The sequence below is a fragment of the Anaerozeibacter quisquiliarum genome (genome assembly GCF_051162045.1).
GTDB classification, from domain to species: domain Bacteria; phylum Bacillota; class Clostridia; order Christensenellales; family Aristaeellaceae; genus Anaerozeibacter; species Anaerozeibacter quisquiliarum.
On the sequence record NZ_JBISDI010000002.1, the window covers coordinates 94,266 to 116,238 of the forward strand.

The 21,973-nt window shown below is 65.3% G+C and carries 18 protein-coding genes; 12 read left to right on the forward strand and 6 right to left on the reverse strand.

The window, feature by feature from the left end; all coding sequences use genetic code 11:
* The first annotated feature begins 69 nt into the window (after positions 1–69).
* Positions 70–861: an amidohydrolase family protein gene (locus ACH6CV_RS01415; RefSeq protein WP_456356369.1), complete on the forward strand. Its 792-nt coding sequence runs from the start codon at positions 70–72 to the stop codon at positions 859–861.
* A gap of 29 nt (positions 862–890) precedes the next feature.
* Complete coding sequence (locus tag ACH6CV_RS01420; protein ID WP_456356370.1) at positions 891–1,337, forward strand: hypothetical protein; 447 nt, start codon at positions 891–893, stop codon at positions 1,335–1,337.
* Between the two features lie 114 nt (positions 1,338–1,451).
* Here ACH6CV_RS01420 and ACH6CV_RS01425 read toward each other — a convergent pair whose 3' ends face one another.
* Positions 1,452–2,627: a CCA tRNA nucleotidyltransferase gene (locus ACH6CV_RS01425; RefSeq protein WP_456356371.1), complete on the reverse strand. Its 1,176-nt coding sequence runs from the start codon at positions 2,625–2,627 to the stop codon at positions 1,452–1,454.
* Positions 2,628–2,846: 219 nt separating this feature from the next.
* Positions 2,847–3,113, reverse strand: coding sequence for a pro-sigmaK processing inhibitor BofA family protein (locus ACH6CV_RS01430; protein WP_456356372.1), 267 nt, complete (start codon positions 3,111–3,113; stop codon positions 2,847–2,849).
* Between the two features lie 215 nt (positions 3,114–3,328).
* Here ACH6CV_RS01430 and htpG point away from each other — a divergent pair, with 215 nt between their 5' ends.
* Together htpG and ACH6CV_RS01440 are read left to right on the forward strand one after the other, a co-directional pair.
* The gene (gene htpG / locus ACH6CV_RS01435; protein WP_456356373.1) at positions 3,329–5,167 is read left to right on the forward strand and encodes a molecular chaperone HtpG; all 1,839 of its coding nucleotides are present in this window, start codon (positions 3,329–3,331) and stop codon (positions 5,165–5,167) included.
* A gap of 13 nt (positions 5,168–5,180) precedes the next feature.
* Positions 5,181–6,845 (forward strand): ribulokinase, encoded by a 1,665-nt coding sequence (locus ACH6CV_RS01440; protein ID WP_456356374.1) that lies wholly within the window; start codon positions 5,181–5,183, stop codon positions 6,843–6,845.
* A 91-nt stretch (positions 6,846–6,936) separates the two neighbouring features.
* Here ACH6CV_RS01440 and ACH6CV_RS01445 read toward each other — a convergent pair whose 3' ends face one another.
* A complete protein-coding gene (locus ACH6CV_RS01445) occupies positions 6,937–7,134 on the reverse strand; it encodes a hypothetical protein (RefSeq protein ID WP_456356375.1) in 198 nt (65 codons plus the stop codon).
* Between the two features lie 197 nt (positions 7,135–7,331).
* On the reverse strand, positions 7,332–8,276 hold the full coding sequence (locus ACH6CV_RS01450; RefSeq protein ID WP_456356427.1) for a 6-phosphogluconolactonase: 945 nt from the start codon (positions 8,274–8,276) through the stop codon (positions 7,332–7,334).
* A gap of 151 nt (positions 8,277–8,427) precedes the next feature.
* Between ACH6CV_RS01450 and ACH6CV_RS01455 the strand changes: the two genes are divergently transcribed.
* The 5 genes from ACH6CV_RS01455 (at position 8,428) to ACH6CV_RS01475 (ending at position 14,387) form a co-directional block, all read left to right on the forward strand.
* Complete coding sequence (locus ACH6CV_RS01455) at positions 8,428–9,666, forward strand: ROK family protein (protein WP_456356376.1); 1,239 nt, start codon at positions 8,428–8,430, stop codon at positions 9,664–9,666.
* Between the two features lie 126 nt (positions 9,667–9,792).
* Complete coding sequence (locus ACH6CV_RS01460; RefSeq protein WP_456356377.1) at positions 9,793–11,283, forward strand: sugar ABC transporter ATP-binding protein; 1,491 nt, start codon at positions 9,793–9,795, stop codon at positions 11,281–11,283.
* A 35-nt stretch (positions 11,284–11,318) separates the two neighbouring features.
* Positions 11,319–12,287, forward strand: a complete 969-nt coding sequence (locus ACH6CV_RS01465) for an ABC transporter permease (protein ID WP_456356378.1) — start codon at positions 11,319–11,321, stop codon at positions 12,285–12,287.
* A 65-nt stretch (positions 12,288–12,352) separates the two neighbouring features.
* Positions 12,353–13,333 (forward strand): substrate-binding domain-containing protein, encoded by a 981-nt coding sequence (locus tag ACH6CV_RS01470; RefSeq protein WP_456356379.1) that lies wholly within the window; start codon positions 12,353–12,355, stop codon positions 13,331–13,333.
* A gap of 118 nt (positions 13,334–13,451) precedes the next feature.
* Entirely contained in the window at positions 13,452–14,387 is a 936-nt protein-coding gene (locus ACH6CV_RS01475) for a carbohydrate kinase family protein (RefSeq protein WP_456356380.1), read from the forward strand.
* A gap of 159 nt (positions 14,388–14,546) precedes the next feature.
* Here ACH6CV_RS01475 and ACH6CV_RS01480 read toward each other — a convergent pair whose 3' ends face one another.
* Both ACH6CV_RS01480 and ACH6CV_RS01485 read right to left on the reverse strand, forming a co-directional pair.
* Complete coding sequence (locus ACH6CV_RS01480; protein ID WP_456356381.1) at positions 14,547–15,386, reverse strand: pyridoxamine kinase; 840 nt, start codon at positions 15,384–15,386, stop codon at positions 14,547–14,549.
* Positions 15,387–15,528: 142 nt separating this feature from the next.
* Positions 15,529–17,868, reverse strand: a complete 2,340-nt coding sequence (locus tag ACH6CV_RS01485; protein ID WP_456356382.1) for a sugar phosphate nucleotidyltransferase — start codon at positions 17,866–17,868, stop codon at positions 15,529–15,531.
* Positions 17,869–18,054: 186 nt separating this feature from the next.
* On the opposite strand from ACH6CV_RS01485, the gene ACH6CV_RS01490 reads away from it, so the two are divergent.
* The 3 genes from ACH6CV_RS01490 (at position 18,055) to ACH6CV_RS01500 (ending at position 21,929) form a co-directional block, all read left to right on the forward strand.
* Positions 18,055–18,909 (forward strand): sulfotransferase family protein, encoded by an 855-nt coding sequence (locus tag ACH6CV_RS01490; protein ID WP_456356383.1) that lies wholly within the window; start codon positions 18,055–18,057, stop codon positions 18,907–18,909.
* Between the two features lie 119 nt (positions 18,910–19,028).
* Positions 19,029–19,973, forward strand: coding sequence for an ArsR/SmtB family transcription factor (locus ACH6CV_RS01495; protein ID WP_456356384.1), 945 nt, complete (start codon positions 19,029–19,031; stop codon positions 19,971–19,973).
* A gap of 177 nt (positions 19,974–20,150) precedes the next feature.
* Complete coding sequence (locus ACH6CV_RS01500) at positions 20,151–21,929, forward strand: glycoside hydrolase family 2 protein (RefSeq protein ID WP_456356385.1); 1,779 nt, start codon at positions 20,151–20,153, stop codon at positions 21,927–21,929.
* Positions 21,930–21,973: the final 44 nt, after the last annotated feature.

The following is a 21,973-nucleotide window of genomic DNA, read 5'->3' on the forward strand; positions in this document are numbered from 1 at the left end:
TCCTCCAGCTTCATCCCTTAACAAACCCATGCTATAGTAAATCATCCCCACAAAAGCGAGGCATGCTCCATGATAATCGACGTGCACGCGCACATCTTCCCCGACGGCATCGCCGAGAAGGCGGCTTCGAACATCGCCCGGTTCTATAATCTGTCCATGGGCGCGGATGGGCGGTTGTCCACACTGCTCGACATGGAACGCCATGCGGGCGTGGACCGGGCGCTGCTGTGCTCGGCGGCGACCACCCCCGCGCAGACCGCCATCATCAACGACTTCACCAGCCAGACGGTGGCGGCGCATCCGGGGCTGCTGTACGGGCTGGGCGCGATGCACCAGAACTTCGCGGGCAAGGGCGACGAAGTGCGGCGCATCAAGGCGCTGGGGCTCAAGGGCGTCAAGGTTCACCCCGACATTCAAGGCGTGGCCCTCAACGACGCGCGGTTTGACGAGCTTTACGAGGCGCTGGAGTCTACGGGCATGCCGCTGCTCGCGCACACCGGCGACCGGCGCTATCGGAACTCCAACCCGTCCGAGGTGCTCGATGTGCTCAGACGCTTCCCGCGGCTGACGTTGATCGCCGCGCACCTGGGCTGTTGGTCGGACTGGGCCGAGGGCGCGCGGCAGCTTGCCGGGCATGAGCGCGTGTACGTGGACTGTTCGAGCTCGCTGTACGCGCTCGAACCCAATGAAGCCCGACGGATCATCCGCGCATTCGGGGCCGAGCGCGTGATGTTCGGCTCGGACTACCCGATGTGGACGCCGGCCGAGGAACTTGAGCGGCTGGACCGGCTGCAACTGACCGGCAGGGAGATGGATCTGATCCTCTGCCGAAACGCCCAGGCGTTGCTTGGTATGACCTGACACGGCGAACAAAGGGAAGGGGGTTTTCCGTGCGCATCGTGAACAAGCGCCGATTCGGCGCGTTTCTTGTGCTGGTAGCGGTCGTCTTGCTGGCGGCGCTGGTCGTCCCCATGTGGTACTTTCGGCCGATCGCGCTGACCGACCAGCTGGCGCGCGCGGTCGACCTGGAGCATCTCAAGCAAGCGCAGCTGACCGCGGTCACACAGGGCGGGCCGGTCCGCGCGGAACTGACCGACCCCACGGCCATCCGCGCCTGCCTGGCGGCGCTCGAGGGCGCGCAAGTGCGCAGGAAGCTGTTTCCCGACGGCCTGCGCGAAGCAATGCCCGGCCAGAGCTTCCTGCTGCGGCTGACCGACGCGCAGGGTCGCGAGGCCCTGCTCGACATCGCCGGCCGCAGCATCGTGCTCAACCTGAACACCGGGTTCGATCTGACCGAGCCGGAGGATCTGTCGGCGCTGGGCCGGGCGATGGGATAGACGCGAGAAAAAGTGTGCCCGCCTCACACCTGTCAGAACCAGAAAGCGTAGGGCGGACACACTTTGGGGAACATACGCGGCGCCGAGCGGCAAGCGACCGGAACGCGGACAGACTCAGCCCATGCCCAACTTCATCCCCCGCGCCGCCTCGAGCAGCGCCTTGCGCTCGTTCGGCGTCTCCCCCGCCATCACCCGGTCGAGCAGCGCTTCGAGCGTGGAACCGAGCGCGGGGCCTCTGGGGACGCCGAGGGCGATCAGGTCTCGGCCGTTGACTTTGAGGTCGCTCAGCCGATAACAGGCGTTTTGCCGGATGAGTGCCTCGACGAGTTCCTGCGCCTCATCCACATCTCGGCCCTCGGCCCGCCAGATCGCGAGCGCGTCCCGCGCGGCTCCCGGCCCACCGGCGGCCCTGAGCAATGTAAGCGCCCCGCGCGCGTCGCCCGGCGTCGGCCGCTTGCTCAGCGCGGCGAGCAGCTCCGCCCGGCCCGTGGCCGCGTTGTCGGCGCGCAGCTTGCGCAGCCCCAAACGCACATCTCCCCCGCGCATCATCACGGCAAGCCGCAGCACCGCGTCTTCGGGCAACCGACCCACCAATCGGGCATCGTAGAAACCAAACGGCGCGGCCTCGGCCAGCACCTCGGGGAAACCCAACAGCACGCGCGCCGTGCCCGGCCCGACCAGCAGACGTTTGAGTTCCGAATAAATTCGCTCGGCCGACACGTGTTTGAGCTCCGAGCGCATATCGTGAAGCGCGCGCGCGGTGGCCGGCTCGACGGTAAAATCCAGCTGCGCGGCGAAGCGCAGCGCGCGTAGGATGCGCAGCGCGTCCTCGGCGAAGCGCGTCTCGGGCCGCCCCACGGCGCGGACGGCGCGCGCGGCCAGGTCGGCCCGGCCGCCGAAGTAGTCGATCGGCGCGCCGCCCGGCTTCATCGCCATGGCGTTGATCGTGAAGTCGCGGCGGCTGAGATCCGCTCGCAGGCTGGACACGAAGCGCACCTCGTCGGGCCGGCGGTGGTCGGTGTACGCGCCGTCGGCGCGGAAGGTGGTGACCTCGACGGCCTGTCCTCCGTAGATTGCGGTCAGGGTGCCGTGCTTGATGCCGGTTTCGATCACCCGCGCGCCGTCAAGCGCCGCGCGCACCTGGTCGGGCCGCGCGCACGTAGCTACGTCCCAATCGACGGGCGCGCGCTTAAGCAGCCAATCGCGCACGCAGCCGCCCACCGCGTAGGCCTCGTACCCCGCATCCGTCAACCGGTCAATGACCCAAATCACGCCCGCCGGCCAATCCATGCGCTCACCCCCACATACACCATTAGTATACCATGTTCTTCCCTGATATTCAGCCGATGCCGGTCGATCGCTTGCGAAAAACCCAAAGGGATTTCCGGGCCGCCGCCCTCCATATCCGATCATTTGTGCCAGCTTTGCCGGTTAAAATGGATTCCCCCAAGGGGCGCGCTTGCCCGCACGGCGGGGAACCGATCCCGGCAGCCGGATCCGCGCGACCCGCTACAGCAGGTACTGCAGCGCCACCACCAGCGCCGCGCCCGGCAACCCCAACAGCCCCACGATCACCGCGGTGAACGGATTGAGCGGCACGGTGAAGCCGGTCAGCGGCGCGAATTGGTTGACCACCCACAAAAGCAGCGCCCCCAACAGCGCGCCCGCCATCAGCCGCCACACCAGCCGCATCGGCACCAGCAGCAGAGCGCCGATCAGGTACAACAGCATAAGCCCCAGCCCAAAGCTCAGCACCAGTTCCCACGGGATTCGCATGCCCACCACCTCCCGATTCCCTTGAAGATATGGCTTGCTCCCCGGTCATTATGTCGCGTCGGTTAATTGTTAGCACTCAACGCAGGAGAGTGCTAATTTCTATTGACAAGCCCTCTTGCGCGGTCTACAATAAACCATATCATATAAGTGCCAATCCCAACCATGCCCGCGTTCATGATTGGGATTGGTGTAATCCAGAACGGGAGGCGTCATAAATGGCTCAAAAGGGCAGCATTTCTATCCACGCGGAAAACATCATGCCGGTAATCAAGCGCTGGCTGTATTCGGACAAGGACATCTTCCTGCGGGAACTGGTCGCGAACGGCTGCGACGCGGTGGCGAAGCACCGCGCGCTCGCGCGTGCCGGCGAGGCGGCGGCCGAGGACAGCTACCGCGTCGACGTGATCGCGGACGAGGCGCAGGGCACGCTCAAGATCGTCGACAACGGCATCGGCATGACCGAGGACGAAGTTACGCGCTTCATCGCGCAGGTGGCGTTCTCGGGCGCGGAGGAATTCCTCGCGAAGTACAAGCCGGACGACGCCTCGGCCGGCATCATCGGCCACTTCGGGCTGGGGTTCTACTCGGCGTTCATGGTATCGAGCCAGGTTTCGATCGACACGCTGAGCTACCGCGAGAATGCTTCGGCCGTGCGCTGGGAGAGCAGCGACGGCATGACCTATGAGATGGGGCCGTCGGAGCGCGACGCGCGCGGCACGACGATCACGCTGACATTGAATGAGGGCGACCGCGAGTTCCTCCACCTGCACACGCTGCGCGATACGCTGGAAAAGTACTGCGCGTTCATGCCGGTGCCCATCTTCCTGAGCGCCGTGGAAGCGGTGAAGGAGGGCGAGGAGGCCAAGGCCCCCGAGCAGGTCAACGAGACCGTGCCGCTGTGGACGAAGCGCCCTAACGAGGTGACCGACGAGGAATACAAGGCGTTCTACCACAAGGTGTTCCACGACTACGGAGATCCGCTGTTCTGGATCCACCTGAACGCCGAGTATCCGTTCAATTTAAAGGGCATCCTCTATTTCCCGCGCATCAAGCACGAGTTCGCGGGCAGCGAGGGCGTAATCAAGCTGTTCAGCAACCAGGTGTTCGTAGCCGACAACATCAAGGAGGTCATCCCCGAGTTCCTGATGCTGCTCAAGGGCGCGATCGACTGCCCCGATCTGCCGCTCAACGTGTCGCGCTCGTTCCTGCAAAACGACGGCTATGTGCGCAAGATGTCGCAGTACATCACGCGCAAGGTGGCCGACCGGCTGGTCAGCGAGTTCACGGGCAAGCGCGAGGACTATCAGAAGTACTGGGACGACATCCACCCGTTCGTCAAGTACGGCGCGATCCGCGACGAGAAGTTCTACGAGCGCGTGAAGGACGCGCTGCTGTTCAAGACGACCGACGACCGGTACCTGACGCTCAAGGAGTACGGCGAGACGCAGTTTGAAGGCGACGAGCGCACCGTGTACTATTCGGGCGACCCCAGGCGGCAGGCGCAGATGATCGAGCTGTACCGCGCGCAAAACCGCGACGTGGTGGTGCTGGACACCCTGATCGACCCCAACTTCATCTCGTTCCTCGAGTACGCGGGCGACCGCGAGCACCCCATCAAGTTCGAGCGCGTGGACGCCGGCACTTTGGGGCTGACCGAGGCCGGCGACGCCGACGAGGATAAGCGCGCCGTGCTCGAAGCCAAGTTCCGCAAGGCGCTGAACCAGGAATCGCTCAAAGTGCTGCTCAAGCAGTTCAAGACCGACAGCCTGCCCGCCGTGATTACCGTGGACGAGCAGTCGAGAAGGTTTGGCGAAATGTCCCGCGCATGGGGCGACAAGGGCTTCAAGATGCCCGAACAGCAGACGCTCACGCTCAACGAACGTCACCCGCTGGTTCAGCACCTGGCGGCGAGCGGGGACGAGGCGCTCGATGCCCTCTTGTGCGAACAGATCTACGACCTGTGCGAGATGGCGCGCAGCCCGCTGGAATCCGAGCGCATGGTCGCCTTCCTGTCGCGCAGCCAGGCGCTGCTGACCCGGTTGATTGAAAAGTAAGGGCGGGATGATCATGAGCAGCTATGCGATCGGGGTCGATTTCGGTACGCTGTCGGCCCGCGCGCTGGTGGCGGAGGTGGGTACCGGTCGCGAGCTGGCCTCGGCGTCCATGGACTACCCTCATCAGGTCATGGATGAACGGCTGCCGGACGGTACACGGCTTGCGTCCGACTGGGCGCTTCAGCACCCGCAGGACTACCTCGACTGCCTCTACCATATCGTGCCCGAGGCGCTGCGGCGCTCGGGCATATCGAAGGACGAGGTCATCGGCCTGGGCCTCGACTTCACCGCCTGCACCATGGTCGCGACCGACCGCGCAGGCACGCCGCTGTGCCTAAAGCAGGGATTTGCATCAAATCCCCACGCCTACGTCAAGCTGTGGAAGCACCACGCGGCGCAGCCCGAGGCCGACCGGATCAACGCGTTGGCCGCCGAGCGGGGCGAGCCTTTCCTCGCGCGCTATGGCGGCAAAACCTCGTCGGAGTGGATGTTCCCAAAGATCTGGCAGGTGCTCCGGGAAGCGCCCGGGGTCTACGCGGCGGCGGAGCGGTTCATCGAGGCCGGCGATTGGGTCGTGTGGATGCTCACGGGCATGCCTACGCGCAGCAGCTGCCTCGCGGGCTACAAGGCGCTCTGGCACGCGGCCGAGGGCTACCCCGCGCGCGATTTCTTTCGGGCGCTCGATCCGCGCCTGGAAAACGTGGTGGCCGAAAAGATGCCCGAGCCGGTGCTGCCGATCGGCTCCAAGGCGGGCGAGCTCACCGGGGAGGCGGCGCACCTGACCGGGCTCAAGGTGGGCACGGCGGTGGCGGTGGCCAATGTGGACGCGCATGTGTCGCTGCCGCCCACGGGGCTGACGCAGCCGGGCGACGCGCTGATGATCATGGGCACCTCGACCTGCCATGTGATGCTGAGCGAGGCGGAGCGCTGCGTGCCCGGCATATCGGGCGCGGTGCGCGACGGGGTGGTGCCCGGCCTGGTCGGCTACGAGGGCAACCAGGTCACCGGCGACCACTTCAATTGGTTTGTGGACCATTGCTTGCCCGAGCGCTACGCGCGCGAGGCGCGCGAGCGGAACATCGACCCGCACGCGCTGCTGAGCGAGAAGGCCGCGCGCCTGAAGCCTGGCGAGTCGGGGCTGCTGGCGCTCGACTGGTGGGGCGGCAACCGCTCGGTGCTGGTGGACGGCACGCTGTCTGGCTTGATCGTGGGCATGACGCTGACCACCAAGCCCGAGGACATCTACCGCGCGCTGGTCGAGGCCACCGCCTACGGCGCACGCACGATCCTCACGGCCTACGGGGCGCATGGCGTCCACGTGCGCCGACTGTTCGCCTGCGGCGGCATCGCGCAGAAGAATCCGTTCATCATGCAGCTGTACGCCGACGTGATCGGCCGCCCGATCGGCATCGCGCGCTCCGCGCAGACGCCTGCGCTGGGTTCGGCGATGTTCGGCGCGCTGGCGGCCGGTGCGGCGCGCGGCGGCTATGACTCGATCGCGGACGCCGCGCGCGAAATGGGTGGCACGACGGGCGTGGTCTATCGGCCGATCCCGGAAAACCAGCGAATTTACGACCAATTGTACCGCGAATACGCCGCGCTGCACGACCACTTCGGCCGGGGCGCGAACGACGTCATGAAGCGGCTGAAGACCATCAAGGCCGCGCAATCCTCCTAATCAGCACCTGCGATCGGCGGAAGGTGTGTCCGTTGGTCGGGCGCCCCGCGCAAAGCCCGCCTTTCCTTGATGCATGTCGAGCCACTGGGGTCTATGCAAACGAAACCTCGTGCTCATGCCAGGCGGGCGCCGTGCCCGCGCCGAAAGCGCCGCAAGTACCCTCATAAGAGGAGATGCCGCCCGCGGCGTCGGTAGCGATGGCGCTGTCCGGGATCCACACGGTGCCGCGGGGCGCGGCCTGACCCGCTTGCGCCAGGGATACGACGCCGGGCGCAAGGATGAGCGCCAACAGTTGAACGTTCTCGTTCGATTTTGAGCAAGAGGGCGGGCAGTTCCTACGGAAACCGCATCGGGCTTCGCGGCGCGTACGGCGGGGCGCTTTGCCATGTGCCGTGAAAAGAGAAATAGCGCAACGCGAGCCCTCTCCTTGGCCCCTCTGAGAAGGAACCCGGGAGGGCGCGCGTTGCGCTATGGCTCTCTCCGCCGCTAATTCGTGTCCGCGCGCAGCGGCCCGGCCAGCTCCTTCATGAAGAACAGCCTGCCCGGCATCGTGGGGATGAAGCTCGACGTCACGCTGATGTCCGGGCCGTAGCGCAGCGTCATCCAGAAGCTCATGCCCTGCCATTGCATGCCGCGCGACAGCACGCCGTCGCAGCCGCCGATCGCGTAGTCGGTGCCCAGGATGATGCCCGGCCCGATCGTGTTGGCGTAGCATGGGATCAGCGGCCAGGCGCTGCGGAAGCTGGTGATGGCGTTCTGTTCGATCGTGAACGGGTGCAGCCGCGCGCCGACACGGTGGGTGGCCGCCTTCCAGTCGTCGACCGACGCGTATTCTTTGGCGAAATGCGGCTCCCAAAACGCGATGTGGCACATGCGGCCTATGCCGTATACCATCACCTGCTTCGCGCCCCGGCGCTTGAGCGCGGCGATCTTGTCCGCATAGGTCGGCAGGTTCTGCCTGGTGGCGAAGTTGCGCTGCGCCTCGGGCACCGTCAGGTCCCCAAGCGGCGCGTAGAACGCCTGCTCCATGGCATTTTGGAACGCCGCCGCGTCGTCCGCGGGCAGCGTGTTGCCCGCCGCGTCGCTCCATTCGTCCATGTTGAAGCCGTGCACGTGCTTACAGCTCACGCCCCACGCCTTGAGGAAGTACACCGCCCACTTGTACATGCCCATCGGTCCCACAGGCAGGATCAGGATCAGCTCTCGATCCTCGTCCCGCGCCTTCCTGATCTCCATCGCGATCTCGTGGCCCATGTACGCGCCAAATTCCTCGAGGTTCTCGCACATAAATGGCTCAAACCCCTCGTGCCAGAACGGCTGGCGCTCATACACCTGCGCCGGGTCGTAGCTTATGCATTGCTTGATCCGCCCAATGTCCCAGCCCTGCGGAAACACCTCGCCGAAGTACGAACCCTTGAGCGTGCTCACCATGTCCACGCGGCATCCCTCCTCAATTCGTCCAGTGGGTTTATGAATCACCGTCATTATCGCACGGCTCTTTCTATTTGTCAACCGAAATGACAAATGGCGCTGTTCAAACGCGTCCAAATGCGCTATACTCAGTTCGAAACGAGGTGATCCCATGAACTACTTGGGTGACAACAGCCGTCCTGAACGGCTGACCAACCAGCAGCTAATCAAGGCGGACAACATCAAGCGGGTGTTCGACCTAATCAACGGCAGCGCCAACATGTCGCGGGCGGAGCTCACGCGGCTGACGCGGCTCAGCCCCACCACGGTGTCGGCGCTGGTGGACGAGCTGCTGGGGGCCCAGTTGGTGGTGGAGACCGGCACCAAGCCCATGGGGCAATCGGGCCGCCGCCCGATCCGGTTGGCGATCAACGGCCGGGGCCTGCAAATCGTGGTGTTTTCGCTGGACCGCTGGGGCGTCAACTACACACTGTACAACCTGCAATACGAGGAACTGGAGACCCACTTCCTGCCCCACGCATCCGACCAGTACGGCGGCTTCGATGAGGACGCGCTCGACGACAGCCCCGAGGCGGGCGAGGTATACGCACGGCTGTTCGAGGAGGTGCTGGCCTTTCACGCGCCGCGCTATCGCCCCGACAGCGTGGCGGCGGTGTGCGTCAGCTTCCCCGGCATCTACTTAAGCGAGCGCGACGCCTTCTCACTGTCGAGCATGCACGCCTCGCTGAGCCGCGCGTCGATGGAGGCGTTCGAGGCGCGTTCGGGCGCGCCGCTGTTTTTCGCCAATAACTCCATGTGCCACGCCTACGCCGAAAAAAAATGGCTGGACAGGCACGGCGAAGTGATCCGCGAACTGCTGTACGTCAACGTGTGCGACGGCGTGGGCGCGGGGCTGGTGCTGCACGGGGAGATGTTCACCGGCTTCGGCAGCACCGCCGGCGAGATCGGCCACATCACGGTCGAGCGCGGCGGACTCAAGTGCAACTGCGGCAGCCGCGGCTGCCTCGAGCGCTACGTGAACACCGACCGGGTGGTCGAGCGCGTGCTGGCCGCGACAGCGGCGGACAAGGCGCTCACGTTGGCCGAGATCGGCGCGGCTTACGAGGCGGGCGATCCGGCGGTCTCGGCGGTGATCGACGAGGTGGCGGGCGAGCTGTTCACCGGCATCCACGCCGCGGTGTGCGTCACCGGCATCAAGTCGATTGTGCTGGGCGGCGGCATCGAGCAGCTGGGCGAGCGCTTCAGGCGCAAGCTTTCCTCGTTCACCGAGGGCCCCTCCTACCGCCCGATCTTGCGCGACCTGCGCATCCTGTACACCCGCGCGGGCCCCAAGAGCGACAGCCTGGGCGCGGCGCAGTACTACATCGACAAGGTGTTCTCGATCAACTGACGCCCGTGCGCCGCATGCGCATTATTGTAAAAAATTATATTCCTCCACCCACTTGACAAATGGATGAATCCATTGCATAATGAACCCGTAAAAATGTATCTCACAGCCGAAAGGGAGTGAGCACTGTTGCGTACAACGCAAGATCCGTTGCTCGACATGCGCGGCATCAGTAAGGCGTTCCCCGGCGTGCAGGCGCTGAACAAGGTCAGCCTGTCGGCCTACGCGGGCCAGGTGCTGGCGCTGGTGGGCGAGAACGGCGCAGGCAAATCGACGCTGATGAAGGTGCTGTCGGGCGTACACCGGATGGACGCGGGTGAAATCCTGTTGGGCGGCGCCAAGGTGGATATCGACTCGCCGCTCACCGCCCAGCGCATGGGCATTTCGATCATCTACCAGGAACTCAATCTGCTGGGCAACATGGACGTGGCCGAGAACATCTTCGTCGGGCGCGAGCTCAAAAAGGGGCTGTTCGTCGACAAGGCGCGCCAGCACGAGGAGGCGCGCGCGCTGCTGCGCGAGGTCGGGCTGACGCTCGACACCGCGACGCCCGTAAGGCTTTTGTCCACCGCGCAGAAGCAGATGATCGAGGTGGCCAAGGCGCTGTCGCAGGGCGCGCGGCTAATCATCATGGATGAGCCGACGAGTTCCTTGACCGAGTCGGAGACCGAGACGCTGTTCGAGATCATCCGGCGGCTCAAGGAGCGCTCCGTTGCGGTGATCTTCATCTCGCACCGCATGAACGAAATCTTCGAAATCTCCGACGAGATCGCGGTGATGTGCGACGGCGAGATGGTGGGCCGGCTGAAGACCGGCGAGGTAAGCGAGCACGAGGTCATCTCGCTGATGGTGGGGCGCGAGGTCAAGGACCTGTTCGTCAAGGAGAGCGCCGAGATCGGCGAGGTGGTGCTGGACGTGCGCGCTCTGTCCACCGGGGCCTTGCTCAAAGACATCAGCTTCACGCTGCGCGCCGGCGAGATCCTGGGCTTTGCGGGGCTGGTCGGCGCGGGGCGCAGCGAGGTGATGCGCGCGCTGTTCGGCGTCGACAGGCGCGCCTCGGGCGACATCTACGTGCGCGGCGAGAAAGCCGACATCAAATCGACCGAAGACGCGCTTGCGTATGGGCTGGCGCTGCTGCCCGAAGACCGCAAGGAGCAGGGGCTGATCCTCGGCATGACGGTCAAGCAGAACATCTCGCTGGCGGCGCTGCGCAAGGTGGCGGCGGGCTGGTTCATCCGCAACCGCGCGGAGCATCAACTGGCCGACCGCTACGTCGAATCGCTCCGGATCAAGACGCCCGGCACCGCCCAGCGGGTGCTCAACCTGTCGGGCGGCAACCAGCAGAAGGTGGTGCTTGCGAAGTGGCTGGCCACCGGGCCGACCATCCTGATCTTGGACGAGCCCACGCGCGGCATCGACGTGGGCGCGAAGAAAGAAATCCACGCGCTGATGAGCGCGCTCGCCCGGCAGGGGGTGGCGATCATCATGATCTCATCGGAGTTGCCCGAGATCCTCGGCATGTCCGACCGCATCGTGGTCATGCACGAGGGCCGCATCAAGGGCGAGCTTGCGCGCGGCGAGGCCAGCCAGGAAGCCATTATGCATATGGCCGTCTCATAGGCCGTTACCCATACAGAAAGGCGGCGAACTAATCTATGATCCAGGGCAACAACGCACCCGCCCGGAGGGCGAAGCCCCGATTCAACTCCTCCACGCTGACGATCTTCGTGATCTTCGTCATCATGTGCGCGTTCATGGCCGCCGTGTCGCCGGCGTTCATCAAGATCACCAATGTGCTGTCCACGGCGCGCTCGTTCTCGGCCATCGCAATTGCGGGCGTCGGCGTGAGCATGATTATCATCACCGGCGGCATCGACCTGTCGTTAGGCTCGGTCTACGGCCTGGCGGGCGTGGTTTCGGCGCTGGCGATCACATCCTGGGGCGTGCCGCTGATCCCGGCGCTGGCGCTGGGCATCGCGGTCGGCTGTGTGGTGGGCGCGCTCAACGGGTTGATGGTGGTGTATTTGAAGCTGCCGCCGTTCATCGCGACGCTGGGCACGATGCAGATCGCGCGCGGCGTGTGCTACATCGCCACCAAGGGCTATCCGATCTCCGGGCTGCCCGAGTCGTTCAACTACCTGGGCCAGGGTTACCTGCTGGGCATACCGGTGCCGATCTGGTGCATGGTGTTCATTGCGGTGGTGTTCGCCGTCTTCCTCAACAAGACCACGACCGGCCGGCGCATCTTTGCCCTCGGCGGCAACGAGGAGGCCACGCGCATCTCGGGCATCAACACGAAAAAGCTCAAGGTGCTGGTCTACACGCTGTCGAGCGCGCTGGCCGCGCTGGCCGGCATGATTACCGCGTCAAAGCTGGGCGTGGGCCAGCCGACGGCGGGCAACGGCTTTGAAATGGACGCCATCGCGGCGGTGGTGATCGGCGGCGCGTCGCTGTCGGGCGGCGAGGGCACGGTGACCGGTACCGTGATCGGCGCGGCCATCATCGGCGTCTTGCGCAACGCGCTGGTGCTTTTGCAGGTGGACTCGTACTGGCAGACGCTGATTATCGGCTGCGTAATCATCGCGGCGGTGTCGGTCGATCAATTGCGCAAGGGAAAGCGCTGATCCGCGAAGGATTTCGGCGGCTTTGAAGCCGTGGAAATAATAAACGAACGGGAGGGATTTCCTACATGAAGCGAATCTGGGCGGTGCTATTGGCGCTTACGCTGCTGCTGGGCGTCGCGGGCGGCGCGCTCGCCAAGGAGGACAAGGACATCGTCATCGTGGGCATCGGACAGCAGCTGGGCAACGTGATCTTCCTGGGTGCGGAGAAGGGCGTGGCCGCGGCGGGCGCGGAGCTGGGCATCACCACCAAGTGGCAGTCGCCGCTCAGGGCCGAGGCCGAGCTGCAGAACGAGATCGTGAACAACCTGATCGACCTGGGCGTGGACGGCATCGCCATCTCATGCACCACGGGCGACGCGCTCAAAGACGTGATCGACCGCGCCGTGGCCGCGGGCGTGAAGGTGTCCTGCTACGACGTGGACTCGCCCGGCTCCCAGCGCGCGTTCTACGCGGGCACCGAGAATTACAAGGCCGGCTACACCTGCGGCGAGCACATGATCGAGCTGTTCAAGGATTCCGGGCTTGAGAAGGTGCGCGTGGCGCAGCTCGAGGGCATCCCGGGCGCCAACGACATCGAGGCGCGCAAGCAGGGCTTCGCCGACGCGATTAAAGGCACCAACATCGAGGTGGTGTACTCGTACGCCTGCGACGACGACGTGGACAAGGCGATCGAGGGCGTCGAGGCCTACAGCCGCGCCGAGGGCGACAACTTCCACGCCTGGTTCATGTCGGGCGGCTGGCCCTACTCCGTATCCACCACCGCCATGCCCGAAACCAACGCCTGGAGGCTGGCCGATCCGCTGCGCAAGATCGTGACGGTCGACATCTTCCCCGAGACCACCCCGGCCTTCTTCGAGGCGGGCGTGCTGGACGTGGCGGTCGGGCAGAACTTCTACCAGATGGGCTACCAGTCGGTCATGAACCTGTATAAGCTGATTAAGGGCGAGGCGATCGACGCGCCCTTCGACGAGGCGATCGGCGGGCCGTTCATCAACACCGGCGTCGAGACCGCGACCGCCCAAAATTACAAGGACGTCATCGGATAATTTGCACCCCTGAGCACGGAGGGGCTGTATCGTTGAGAGCGGCCCATTCCCCTCATTAAGAGGGGAATGGGAGGAGCCGCCCCTCGGCGTTATAGCCCCTCATTGATTGGAGGATACTATGAAGCGCTACGAATGCCTGGTCGTGGGCGACATCAACCCGGACATCACCATGTATACGCGCGGCAACATGCCCAGGGCCGGCATCGAGATCCTGGCCGACGGCATGGCGCTGGAGCTGGGCGGCTCGTCCTGCCTGACCGCCGTGTCGCTATGCGCGCTCGGCATCCATACGGCGCTGTGCGCGCGGGTGGGCGAGGACTTCTACGGGCAGGTGGCCGTCAAGCTGCTCGCGGAGATGGGGTTGTCGGATGAGCGAATGGTGCGCGATGCGGCTACGCCCACCGGGGTCACGGTGTCGATCACCTCCCCGAGCGACCGGGCGATGGTCAGCTACTTGGGCACCACCGCGAAGCTGTGCGCGGACGACGTGCCGAGCGAACTGCTCGGGCAGACGCGCCACCTGCACGTGGGCGGGTTCTACCTGCTCAGCGCGCTGCGCCCGGCGCTGCCCGAGTTGTTTAAGCGGGCGCATGAAAACGGCGCGACGGTGTCGCTCGACACCGGCTGGGACGACAGCGGCGCGTGGGACGGCGGCATCCGGTCGGCGCTTGAACATGTCGACTTCTTCTTCCCCAACGAGTCGGAGGCCGCGGCGCTGACCGGGCACGAAGACCCCGAACAGGCCGCCCGCACGCTCGCGCAGTTGGGCCCGACGGTCGTCGTCAAATGCGGCGCGGACGGCGCGGTGCTGGCGCGCGGCGGCCGCGTACTGCGCAAGGCGGGCTTCCCGGTCGCGGACGCCAGCAACCTGACCGGCGCGGGCGACAGCTTCAACGCCGGCTTCCTGTACGGCCTATTGCGCGGCCGGCCGCCGGAGGGCTGCCTCGCGCTCGGCAACGCCAACGCCGCCTGGCGCATCGCCCGCCCCCGCGGCGCAAAGTCGCGTCAGACGAGCGAGCTGATCGAGCGCATCGCGCGGGAGGGGCGCGTTTAGGTAATCGCTGATTAAAGCGCGCGTGCGATGGCGAGTTGAATTTTCGTCAGATCGTGCTCGCAAAAGACGAAGGCGTAGCAGCGCTACGTCGAGGATTTTGCGGGCGCGAGATGACGAAAAGGCAGCCGCCATCGCGCGTGGGATTTGATCAGCGCTTACCTAGACCGACTCCATCCGCCGCGCCAGCGCGGGCAGGGCTTGCTCGAAATTGACGCCGTACCAGCGGTGGTCGGGATCGTTGACGGTCAGCGCGATGCTGTCCACGGTGAAGTCAACCGCGACGCGCAGCGCCTCGGGCAGTTTCAGGCCGCGCGTCAGCGCGCCGACCATCGTGCTGGCGAAGATGTCGCCGGTGCCGTGGAAGCTGACCGGCACCTGCTCGCGGAAGTAGGACTCGTATCGGCCTTTGCGCGCGTCGTAGGCCATGACGCCCAATTGCCCCGCTGTGAAGCTCACGCCGGTCAGCACCGCGCAGCGCGCGCCCAGAGCGGTCAGTGCGGCGAGCAGCGCCCGGATTTCTCCTTCGTCATAGCCGCCCCCGATGTAGGGCCTGCCCAGCATCGCGCAGGCCTCGGTCATGTTGGGCACGATCACGTCGGCCCGGGCGCACAGCTTCGCCATCTCGCGCGCGAATTCCGGCGTGAAGCCCGAATACAATTTGCCGTGATCGCCCATCACCGGGTCGATCACGATTTGGTTTTCCGGCGTCTTGAACGCGTCAAACGCCGCACCCACCAGCTGAATCTGCGTAAGCGAGCCCAGGTAGCCGGTGTACAGCGCGTCAAAGCCGATCCCCTCGGCTTGCCAGTGCCGGATGATCGGCTCGATGTCGCCCGTCAGATCGCGGAAGGTGAACCCCTTGAACGCGGTATGGGTGGACAGCACCGCCGTCGGAATGACGGCCGTCTCCACGCCCATCGCGGAGATGATCGGCAGCGCCACCGTCAGCGAGCACTTGCCCACGCAAGAGATGTCCTGGATCGTGAGTATGCGTTTCATGCGATGCTTCCTCTTCCATGCCTTCAAAAAGTACAACGGAGGGAGCGGTCATGCGACGCGCTCCCTCCCGCCTAGCCGGATTATAGATTCATGCCGCTTCCGTGTCAACCGGATTGCGTTAATTCGGGGTAGCCTGCGAAGTCTATTTCCCTTTGAGGATCCGCTCCACCTCGCCCGAGCAAAAATCGCACAGCTCGCGCGCGAATTCGGCGTCGCGCGATTCGGCCAGCACCAGGCATTCGCGCCCGTCGCCGGCCGGGCTGATCCAGGCCCAGCCGCGCTCGCGCTCGATCGTGAGGCCGTCCGACGCGTCGGCGTCGGGCAGCGCCTCCTTAAGCTTTTGCAGCAGCCTCCCCTTGTCCCGGCGCTCCACGCTTACCGCAAACGAGTGCCGGTGCACCCGCGGCAGCAGACGCCGCGCGCCCTCAAGCGTCAGCCCCTTGCGGTTAAGCGCGCCCACCAGCTTAAGCGCCGAGGCGATGCCGTCGAAGTGCAACATGAACTGATCCGGGTCGCGCTCGATCAGCGCGCGCTGCCAGGCCGAGCGATCGCTCGGCGTCCAATACACGCCCGCGCCGTAGCCGGCCGCCAGCTCCTCGGCCGCGCGCGTCGCGCCGCGCGGCAGCACCAGCTCCTTTACGCCCCCCTCAAGCGCCGCCCAGCACAGCATCAGCGTCCTCTCGGCCTCGGTCAGCGCGCCGGCGCTTCCGGCGAACGCGCTTCGCTCGCCGGTGTCGTCCAGCCATATGCCCACCTCGCCCGGAGAGAGTTCCATCAACTCGTGTTCCCACTCGGCGCGCACCAGGCATCCTGCCGCGTGAAACGCCCGCTCGCACAGCGACAGCAGCTGCTCGTGCCGGCTGCACACCGCCGTGCGCAGCGCATTCCCCGGTGCGAATTTCGCGCCCGACCAGCTTGCTACGTGCCGTACGTAGAGCATATCGACGCCGGTCATCGAAAGCGGCGGGCGCGTCACGCCCGAGAACGGCTGCGCGTAGTCCTCGCGCATCAGCGCGCCCATCAGCTTACGCGCCTCGTCGCGCGTCAACTGCGCGCCCTGCGCGCCCATCGGCGTCAGCGCGCAGCGCCCGACGTGCAGCGCGCCGCCGGCGTTCAGTTGCGCGCGCGCGTAGCGCGTCGCGGGCAGCGTAGCCGCGCCGATATCGATCACCTGCACACCCTGCGCCATCAGCCCGGCCACCGCGGCGCGCTGACAGGCCATCGCCTCGACCGACGCGTCGCGCGCCACCACCGCCTCCTTAAACCCCAGCGCCTCGGCGAAGGCCTGTGCGTCGCGCACCGCCTGCGCGGGCGAGTTCAGCGGGAACGCGCCGTTTTGGAACCGGCGCGCGGGCGCGCCGCCCCACACCACGTTGGCGTCCACCCGCTCGCCGTCCTCGACCTGCTTGTGCGGCCACACGCGCACCCCCGGCATCAGGGTCGCGCCCTCGCCCAGCTGCGCGCCTTCGCCCAGCACGCTTTCTTCGAATGCGCACGCGTTTTCGCCCGCCTGCGCGCCGCTCAGCAGCACCGCGCCCCGCAGCTGCGCGCGCGCGTGCGCGACCGCGCCCCGCCCGAGTACCGAGCGCTTGACGCCGGCCTCCTCGCCCACGCGGCTGCCGGCCGCCAGCACCGTGTACGGCCCGATGCGCGCGCCGGCCTCGACGCGCGCGCCGCCCGCGATGAAGCAGGGCGCTTCGAGCACCGCGCTCTTGTCGATCAGCGCGCCGCGCTGGCGGTTGACCGCGCCGGGTTTCAACGGAAATGTCAGCTTCATCCGGCCGTCGAGCAGGTCGATGTGCGCGCGCAGGTAGGCGCTGGCGTCGCCGATGTCGCACCAGTAGCCCTCCATCGGGTAGCCGTATACCGGGAGGCCCCCTTCCACCATCTGCGGGAACAGCTCACGGCCGAAGTCGAAGGCCTTGCCCGCCGGAATCATCTCGAGCACCTGCGGCTCCAGGATGTAGATGCCGGTGTTGACCGCGTCCGAGCACACCTCGCCCCAGCCCGGCTTTTCGACGAAGCGCTGCACCCGAGCGTCGTTTGACGTGCACACCACCCCGTACTCGAGCGGGCTCTTGACCTTCTTGAGCACCAGCGTGGCCAACGCGCCCCGCTCGCGGTGAAAGTTAAGCGCCGCGGTCAGGTCGCAGTCGGTCAACCCGTCGCCCGACAGCACCGCGAAGGTCTCGTCGAGAAACCCGGTCGCCTGCTTGACGCTGCCCGCGGTGCCCAGCGGCGTTTTCTCGGTGTAATACTGAAGCCCGACGCCGAATTCCGCCCCGTCGCCGAAGTACTCGGTCACCCGCTCGGGCAAGTACATCAGCGTCACCGCCGCCTGTTTGACCCCATGGCGCTTGAGCAATTCCAGCGCGTACAGCATCACCGGTCGGTCGAGCACCGGCACCATGGGCTTGGGGGTCGCGCAGGTCAGGGGCCGGAGCCTCGTGCCCTCCCCGCCCGCCATGATTACGGCTTTCATGATTCAACTCCTCAAAAGATGATCCATTGTTTTTCTATTGTGGCTGAACACAGCGCGCGTCATACATCGAAAAGTTGCACCCGCATTGCCCCGCAATTCCTCCATCCCGCCTCCGCTTTCGCCGCTCGGACTTAATCAGGATTTTGAGCGCGTTTGATAGGGTTAATCTCGTAAGGAGGGAGCGCCATGACGCAATACCTGATCGGCGCGGGGGCCGCCAAGTGCGGCACGACGCTGCTGTACGAGCTGCTTTGCGCCCACCCCGAGATCAGCACGGCCCCGGTCAAGGAGCTGCACTACTTCGACCGCGAAAAATCCCCCGACCGCGCGGCCTACGACCGGCTGTTTGCGGGCCAGGGCGTGAAGTTGGACGTGACGCCCGTCTACCTGTACTACCCCGAGTGCATCGAAGCAATCAAGCAGACGCTGGGCGCGAACCGGGTGAAGCTGGTGGTGCTGCTGCGCGACCCAATCGAGCGCGCGCGCTCCCACTACGACATGGTCCGTGCGCACTCGCCCGAGCCGCTGTCGCTGCCCGAGGCCTTCGAGCAGGAGGCGCGGCGCGTGGCACTGGGCGGCGAGAGCCGCCGGCTGTACAGCTATTTCTCACGCGGGCGCTACGCCGAGCAGCTCGACCATCTGTACCGCCACATTCCGCGCGAGCGGGTGAAGGTGTGCCTGTTCGAGGAATTCGTGCGCAACCAGCAGCGCGCGATCGACGGCATTTGCAGCTTCGCCGGCATCGCGCGCATCAAGGTCACGCCCCGCCATGCCAACCCGGGCATCGGCGACGCGCGCATCAAGTGGCTGCAGCGCCTGCTCAAGCAGATGTGGCTCAAGCTGCCCGGCGCGCTGAAAATTGCACCGCTGTGTCGGATGGGGCGGCTGATCGCGCGCGCCAACGCACGCCCGCTCGAGCGCCAGCCGCTCGATCCGGCGTTCCTGCAGCGACTGACGGCCTATTACGCCGACGACGTGGCCGAGCTGCGCGCGCGCCATGGCCTCGACCTGTCGTCCTGGCCCAACTTCCCCGAGCCGTAGTTCCTTTATCTTGCCTCCCTCTTGAGGAGGGAGACAGGGGGCGCATGGCGCATGTACTTCCCTGAACAACCGGTCTGTGGTATGATGTATCAAGCAGATTCCACAGGGAGGAACGTCCCATGACGGAAATCACCGGCAACAAGCAGCTGCACCTGGACATCAACTCAGACCTTGGGCGCATCCAGCCGATCGCGCACGCGCTGTCCAGCGAGCTGCGGCTCAAGATCATCCGCGCGCTGGGCCAACGCAGCATGAACATCAACGAGCTGGCGCAGGCGCTGGAAGTGCCGCTGTCCACCGTTTCGATGAACGTGGCGGTGCTCGAAAAGGTGGGGCTGGTCGCCAGCGAGGCCCAGGCCGGCGTGCGCGGCACGATGAAGCTGTGCAGCCGCATGACCGACCTGATGACCGTCAACCTGGTGGCGCAGGAGCAACGCCCGCACCGCGTCGGCGAGATCAGCATGCCCATCGGCTGCTTCACAGGCGCGGGCGACATCAAGCCCACCTGCGGGCTAGCGGATACAGAGGGCCCGATTGGCACGCTGGACAACCCGCTGGCCTTCTTCTTAACGGAGCGGTTCGCGGCGCAACTGATCTGGTTTCGGCAGGGGTATCTCGAGTATAAATTCCCCACGCTGCCGTTCAGGCACGTGCTGCTGGAATCGCTCGAGGTCTCGTTCGAAGCCTGCTCGGAGGCGATCAACTACCGCCCCGAGTGGCCGAGCGACATAAGCCTGTTCATCAACGGCGTGCGCGTGGGCGACTGGCTGTCGCCCGGCGACTTCGGCGGCCGCAGGGGGCTTAACAATCCCGACTGGTGGTCGGACAGCGCCACGCAGTTCGGCCACCTGCTCACCTGGCGCATCGACGATACGGGCAGCTTCGTCGACCACATGCACGCCTCGGACGTGCGTCTGGACCAGCTGGGCCTTCAGTCGGGCGACCACTTCACACTGCGCGTAGGCGTCGAACCCACGGCAAGGCATGTCGGCGGCATGAACCTGTTTGGCCGTGGCTTCGGCGACTTCCGGCAAGACATCCTGATCCGGTACGCCTATCATTGAATCATTCAACCCGATTCTTACGGGTTTTGTGAATTGAATCAAATCAATTGACATGTGACAAACCGAGTGCTATGATTACAGCACAAGGATTGTCGCGTTTTTATCCTTTTTATGCATAAAATTCGAATGATATGTTCCTTAACATCCATACTTCACGAAGAAAAGGGAGATTCCGCCATGCAACACACGATTCCACGCCCCGAACATCCGCGCCCGGACTTTGAACGGCCCGACTGGCTCAACCTGAACGGCGAATGGCAGTTCGCGTTCGACGAGCAGGATCAGGGTTTCGCCTTGGGCTATGCGTCGCCCGGAACCGAGCTGCCGCTGCGCATCTTGGTGCCGTTTTGCCCCGAGAGCGCAATGAGCGGCGTACACGATAAACGCTTCTCAAAGGTGCTGTGGTATCGCCGCTCGTTCGAGGCGCCCGCCGCGATGCGGGGCCGGCGAGTGCTGCTGCGCTTCGGCGCGGTGGATTACCGCTGCGAGGTGTTCGTGAACGGCGCTTCGGCCGGCCGTCATGTCGGCGGCTACACGCCCTTCGCGCTGGACGTGACGCGGCTTTTGAAAGACGGCGCGAACGACCTGTGCGTGCGCGTAGAGGACGACCGCGACTGCACCCAGCCGCGAGGCAAGCAGTACTGGAAGGACGGCTGGATGGGCTGCTGGTACACGCCCACCTCGGGCATCTGGCAGACGGTCTACCTGGAAGCGGTCGGCGACAACTACCTGCTGCGCGCCCACATAACGCCCGACGTGGACAGCGGCCTCGCAAGCTTCCGCCTGACGCTCAAGGACATGCCGAAGTCCCGGCTCGACGCCGAGATTACCATCTCCTTTGCCGGCGAGGTCGTGCGCAAGCTGCGCACACAGGTCGGCCAGCGCATGACCGAGGTGGCCGTCTCGATGATCCAGGGCGACCTGATCGAGGGCTTTCACCGCTGGTCGCCCAACGAGCCCCACCTCTACGACGTCGTAATCCGCATCCTCGAGGGCGATACCCTGCTCGACCAGGTGTCCACCTACTTCGGCATGCGCAAGGTCGCGGTGAAGGACGGCTGGGTGCTGCTCAACAATCAGCCCCTCTACCAGCGGCTGGTACTCGACCAGGGCTACTGGCCCGAGAGCCTGCTCACGCCGCCGTCGGACGAGGCGATCAGGCAAGACCTCGAATGGACGAAGAAGCTGGGCTATAACGGCGCGCGCAAGCATCAAAAGGTGGAAGATGCGCGCTACTACTACTGGGCGGACAAGCTGGGCGTGCTCGTCTGGGGCGAGGTGCCCAGCGCCTATGAATTCACCGACGAAACGGTCAACAACCTGTCGGACACGCTGGCCGGCTTCATCGAGCGCGATTACAACCACCCGTCGATCATCTGCTGGGTGCCGCTCAACGAGAGCTGGGGCGTGACCCGCATCTACAAGGACGAAAGGATGCAGCAGGCGGCGCGCGCGCTCTATCACCAGGCCAAGGCGCTCGACGCTACCCGCATGGTGTCGGCCAACGACGGCTGGGAACAGGTAAAGACCGACATCTTTGCGCTGCACGACTATGCCGACACCGGCGAAAAGATCGCGCTGCACTTCTGGGACCGCGACGAAGTGACATCGCACTCGAACGACTGGCGCATGGCCTGCGCCGAGGGCTTCACCCCCACGGGCAAGGAGGCCTTCATGGTCACCGAGTACGGCGGCATCGCGTTCGAAGACGAAAACGGCGGGAATACCTGGGGCTACCACGACAAGGTGCGCGGCGAGGAGGCCTTCTTCGCTCGCTATCAGGATGTGACCGACGCCGTGCGCGACATCGACTACTGCCAGGGCTACTGCTACACACAGCTGACCGACGTCCAGCAGGAGACCAACGGCATCCTGACCGCAGACCGCAAGCCCAAGGTGGATCCGGAGCGCTTCCGGGCGCTGACGGTCAATCCGGCGGGGCGCGGCGGCTGGTAATGCCGCCTTCTCATCAGGCTTTCCCGCTTCAAGCGGAATCACTA

Excerpts from the sequence above, each read along its gene's own strand:
- ACH6CV_RS01425 (WP_456356371.1), bottom strand. The coding sequence starts at position 2,627 with ATGGATTGGCCGGCGGGCGTGATTTGGGTCATTGACCGGTTGACGGAT.
- ACH6CV_RS01415 (WP_456356369.1), top strand. The coding sequence starts at position 70 with ATGATAATCGACGTGCACGCGCACATCTTCCCCGACGGCATCGCCGAG.
- ACH6CV_RS01500 (WP_456356385.1), top strand. The coding sequence starts at position 20,151 with ATGCAACACACGATTCCACGCCCCGAACATCCGCGCCCGGACTTTGAA.
- ACH6CV_RS01485 (WP_456356382.1), bottom strand. The coding sequence starts at position 17,868 with ATGAAAGCCGTAATCATGGCGGGCGGGGAGGGCACGAGGCTCCGGCCC.
- ACH6CV_RS01475 (WP_456356380.1), top strand. The coding sequence starts at position 13,452 with ATGAAGCGCTACGAATGCCTGGTCGTGGGCGACATCAACCCGGACATC.
- ACH6CV_RS01480 (WP_456356381.1), bottom strand. The coding sequence starts at position 15,386 with ATGAAACGCATACTCACGATCCAGGACATCTCTTGCGTGGGCAAGTGC.
- ACH6CV_RS01430 (WP_456356372.1), bottom strand. The coding sequence starts at position 3,113 with ATGCGAATCCCGTGGGAACTGGTGCTGAGCTTTGGGCTGGGGCTTATG.
- ACH6CV_RS01495 (WP_456356384.1), top strand. The coding sequence starts at position 19,029 with ATGACGGAAATCACCGGCAACAAGCAGCTGCACCTGGACATCAACTCA.
- ACH6CV_RS01465 (WP_456356378.1), top strand. The coding sequence starts at position 11,319 with ATGATCCAGGGCAACAACGCACCCGCCCGGAGGGCGAAGCCCCGATTC.
- ACH6CV_RS01470 (WP_456356379.1), top strand. The coding sequence starts at position 12,353 with ATGAAGCGAATCTGGGCGGTGCTATTGGCGCTTACGCTGCTGCTGGGC.
- ACH6CV_RS01490 (WP_456356383.1), top strand. The coding sequence starts at position 18,055 with ATGACGCAATACCTGATCGGCGCGGGGGCCGCCAAGTGCGGCACGACG.
- ACH6CV_RS01455 (WP_456356376.1), top strand. The coding sequence starts at position 8,428 with ATGAACTACTTGGGTGACAACAGCCGTCCTGAACGGCTGACCAACCAG.
- ACH6CV_RS01450 (WP_456356427.1), bottom strand. The coding sequence starts at position 8,276 with ATGGTGAGCACGCTCAAGGGTTCGTACTTCGGCGAGGTGTTTCCGCAG.
- ACH6CV_RS01440 (WP_456356374.1), top strand. The coding sequence starts at position 5,181 with ATGAGCAGCTATGCGATCGGGGTCGATTTCGGTACGCTGTCGGCCCGC.
- htpG (WP_456356373.1), top strand. The coding sequence starts at position 3,329 with ATGGCTCAAAAGGGCAGCATTTCTATCCACGCGGAAAACATCATGCCG.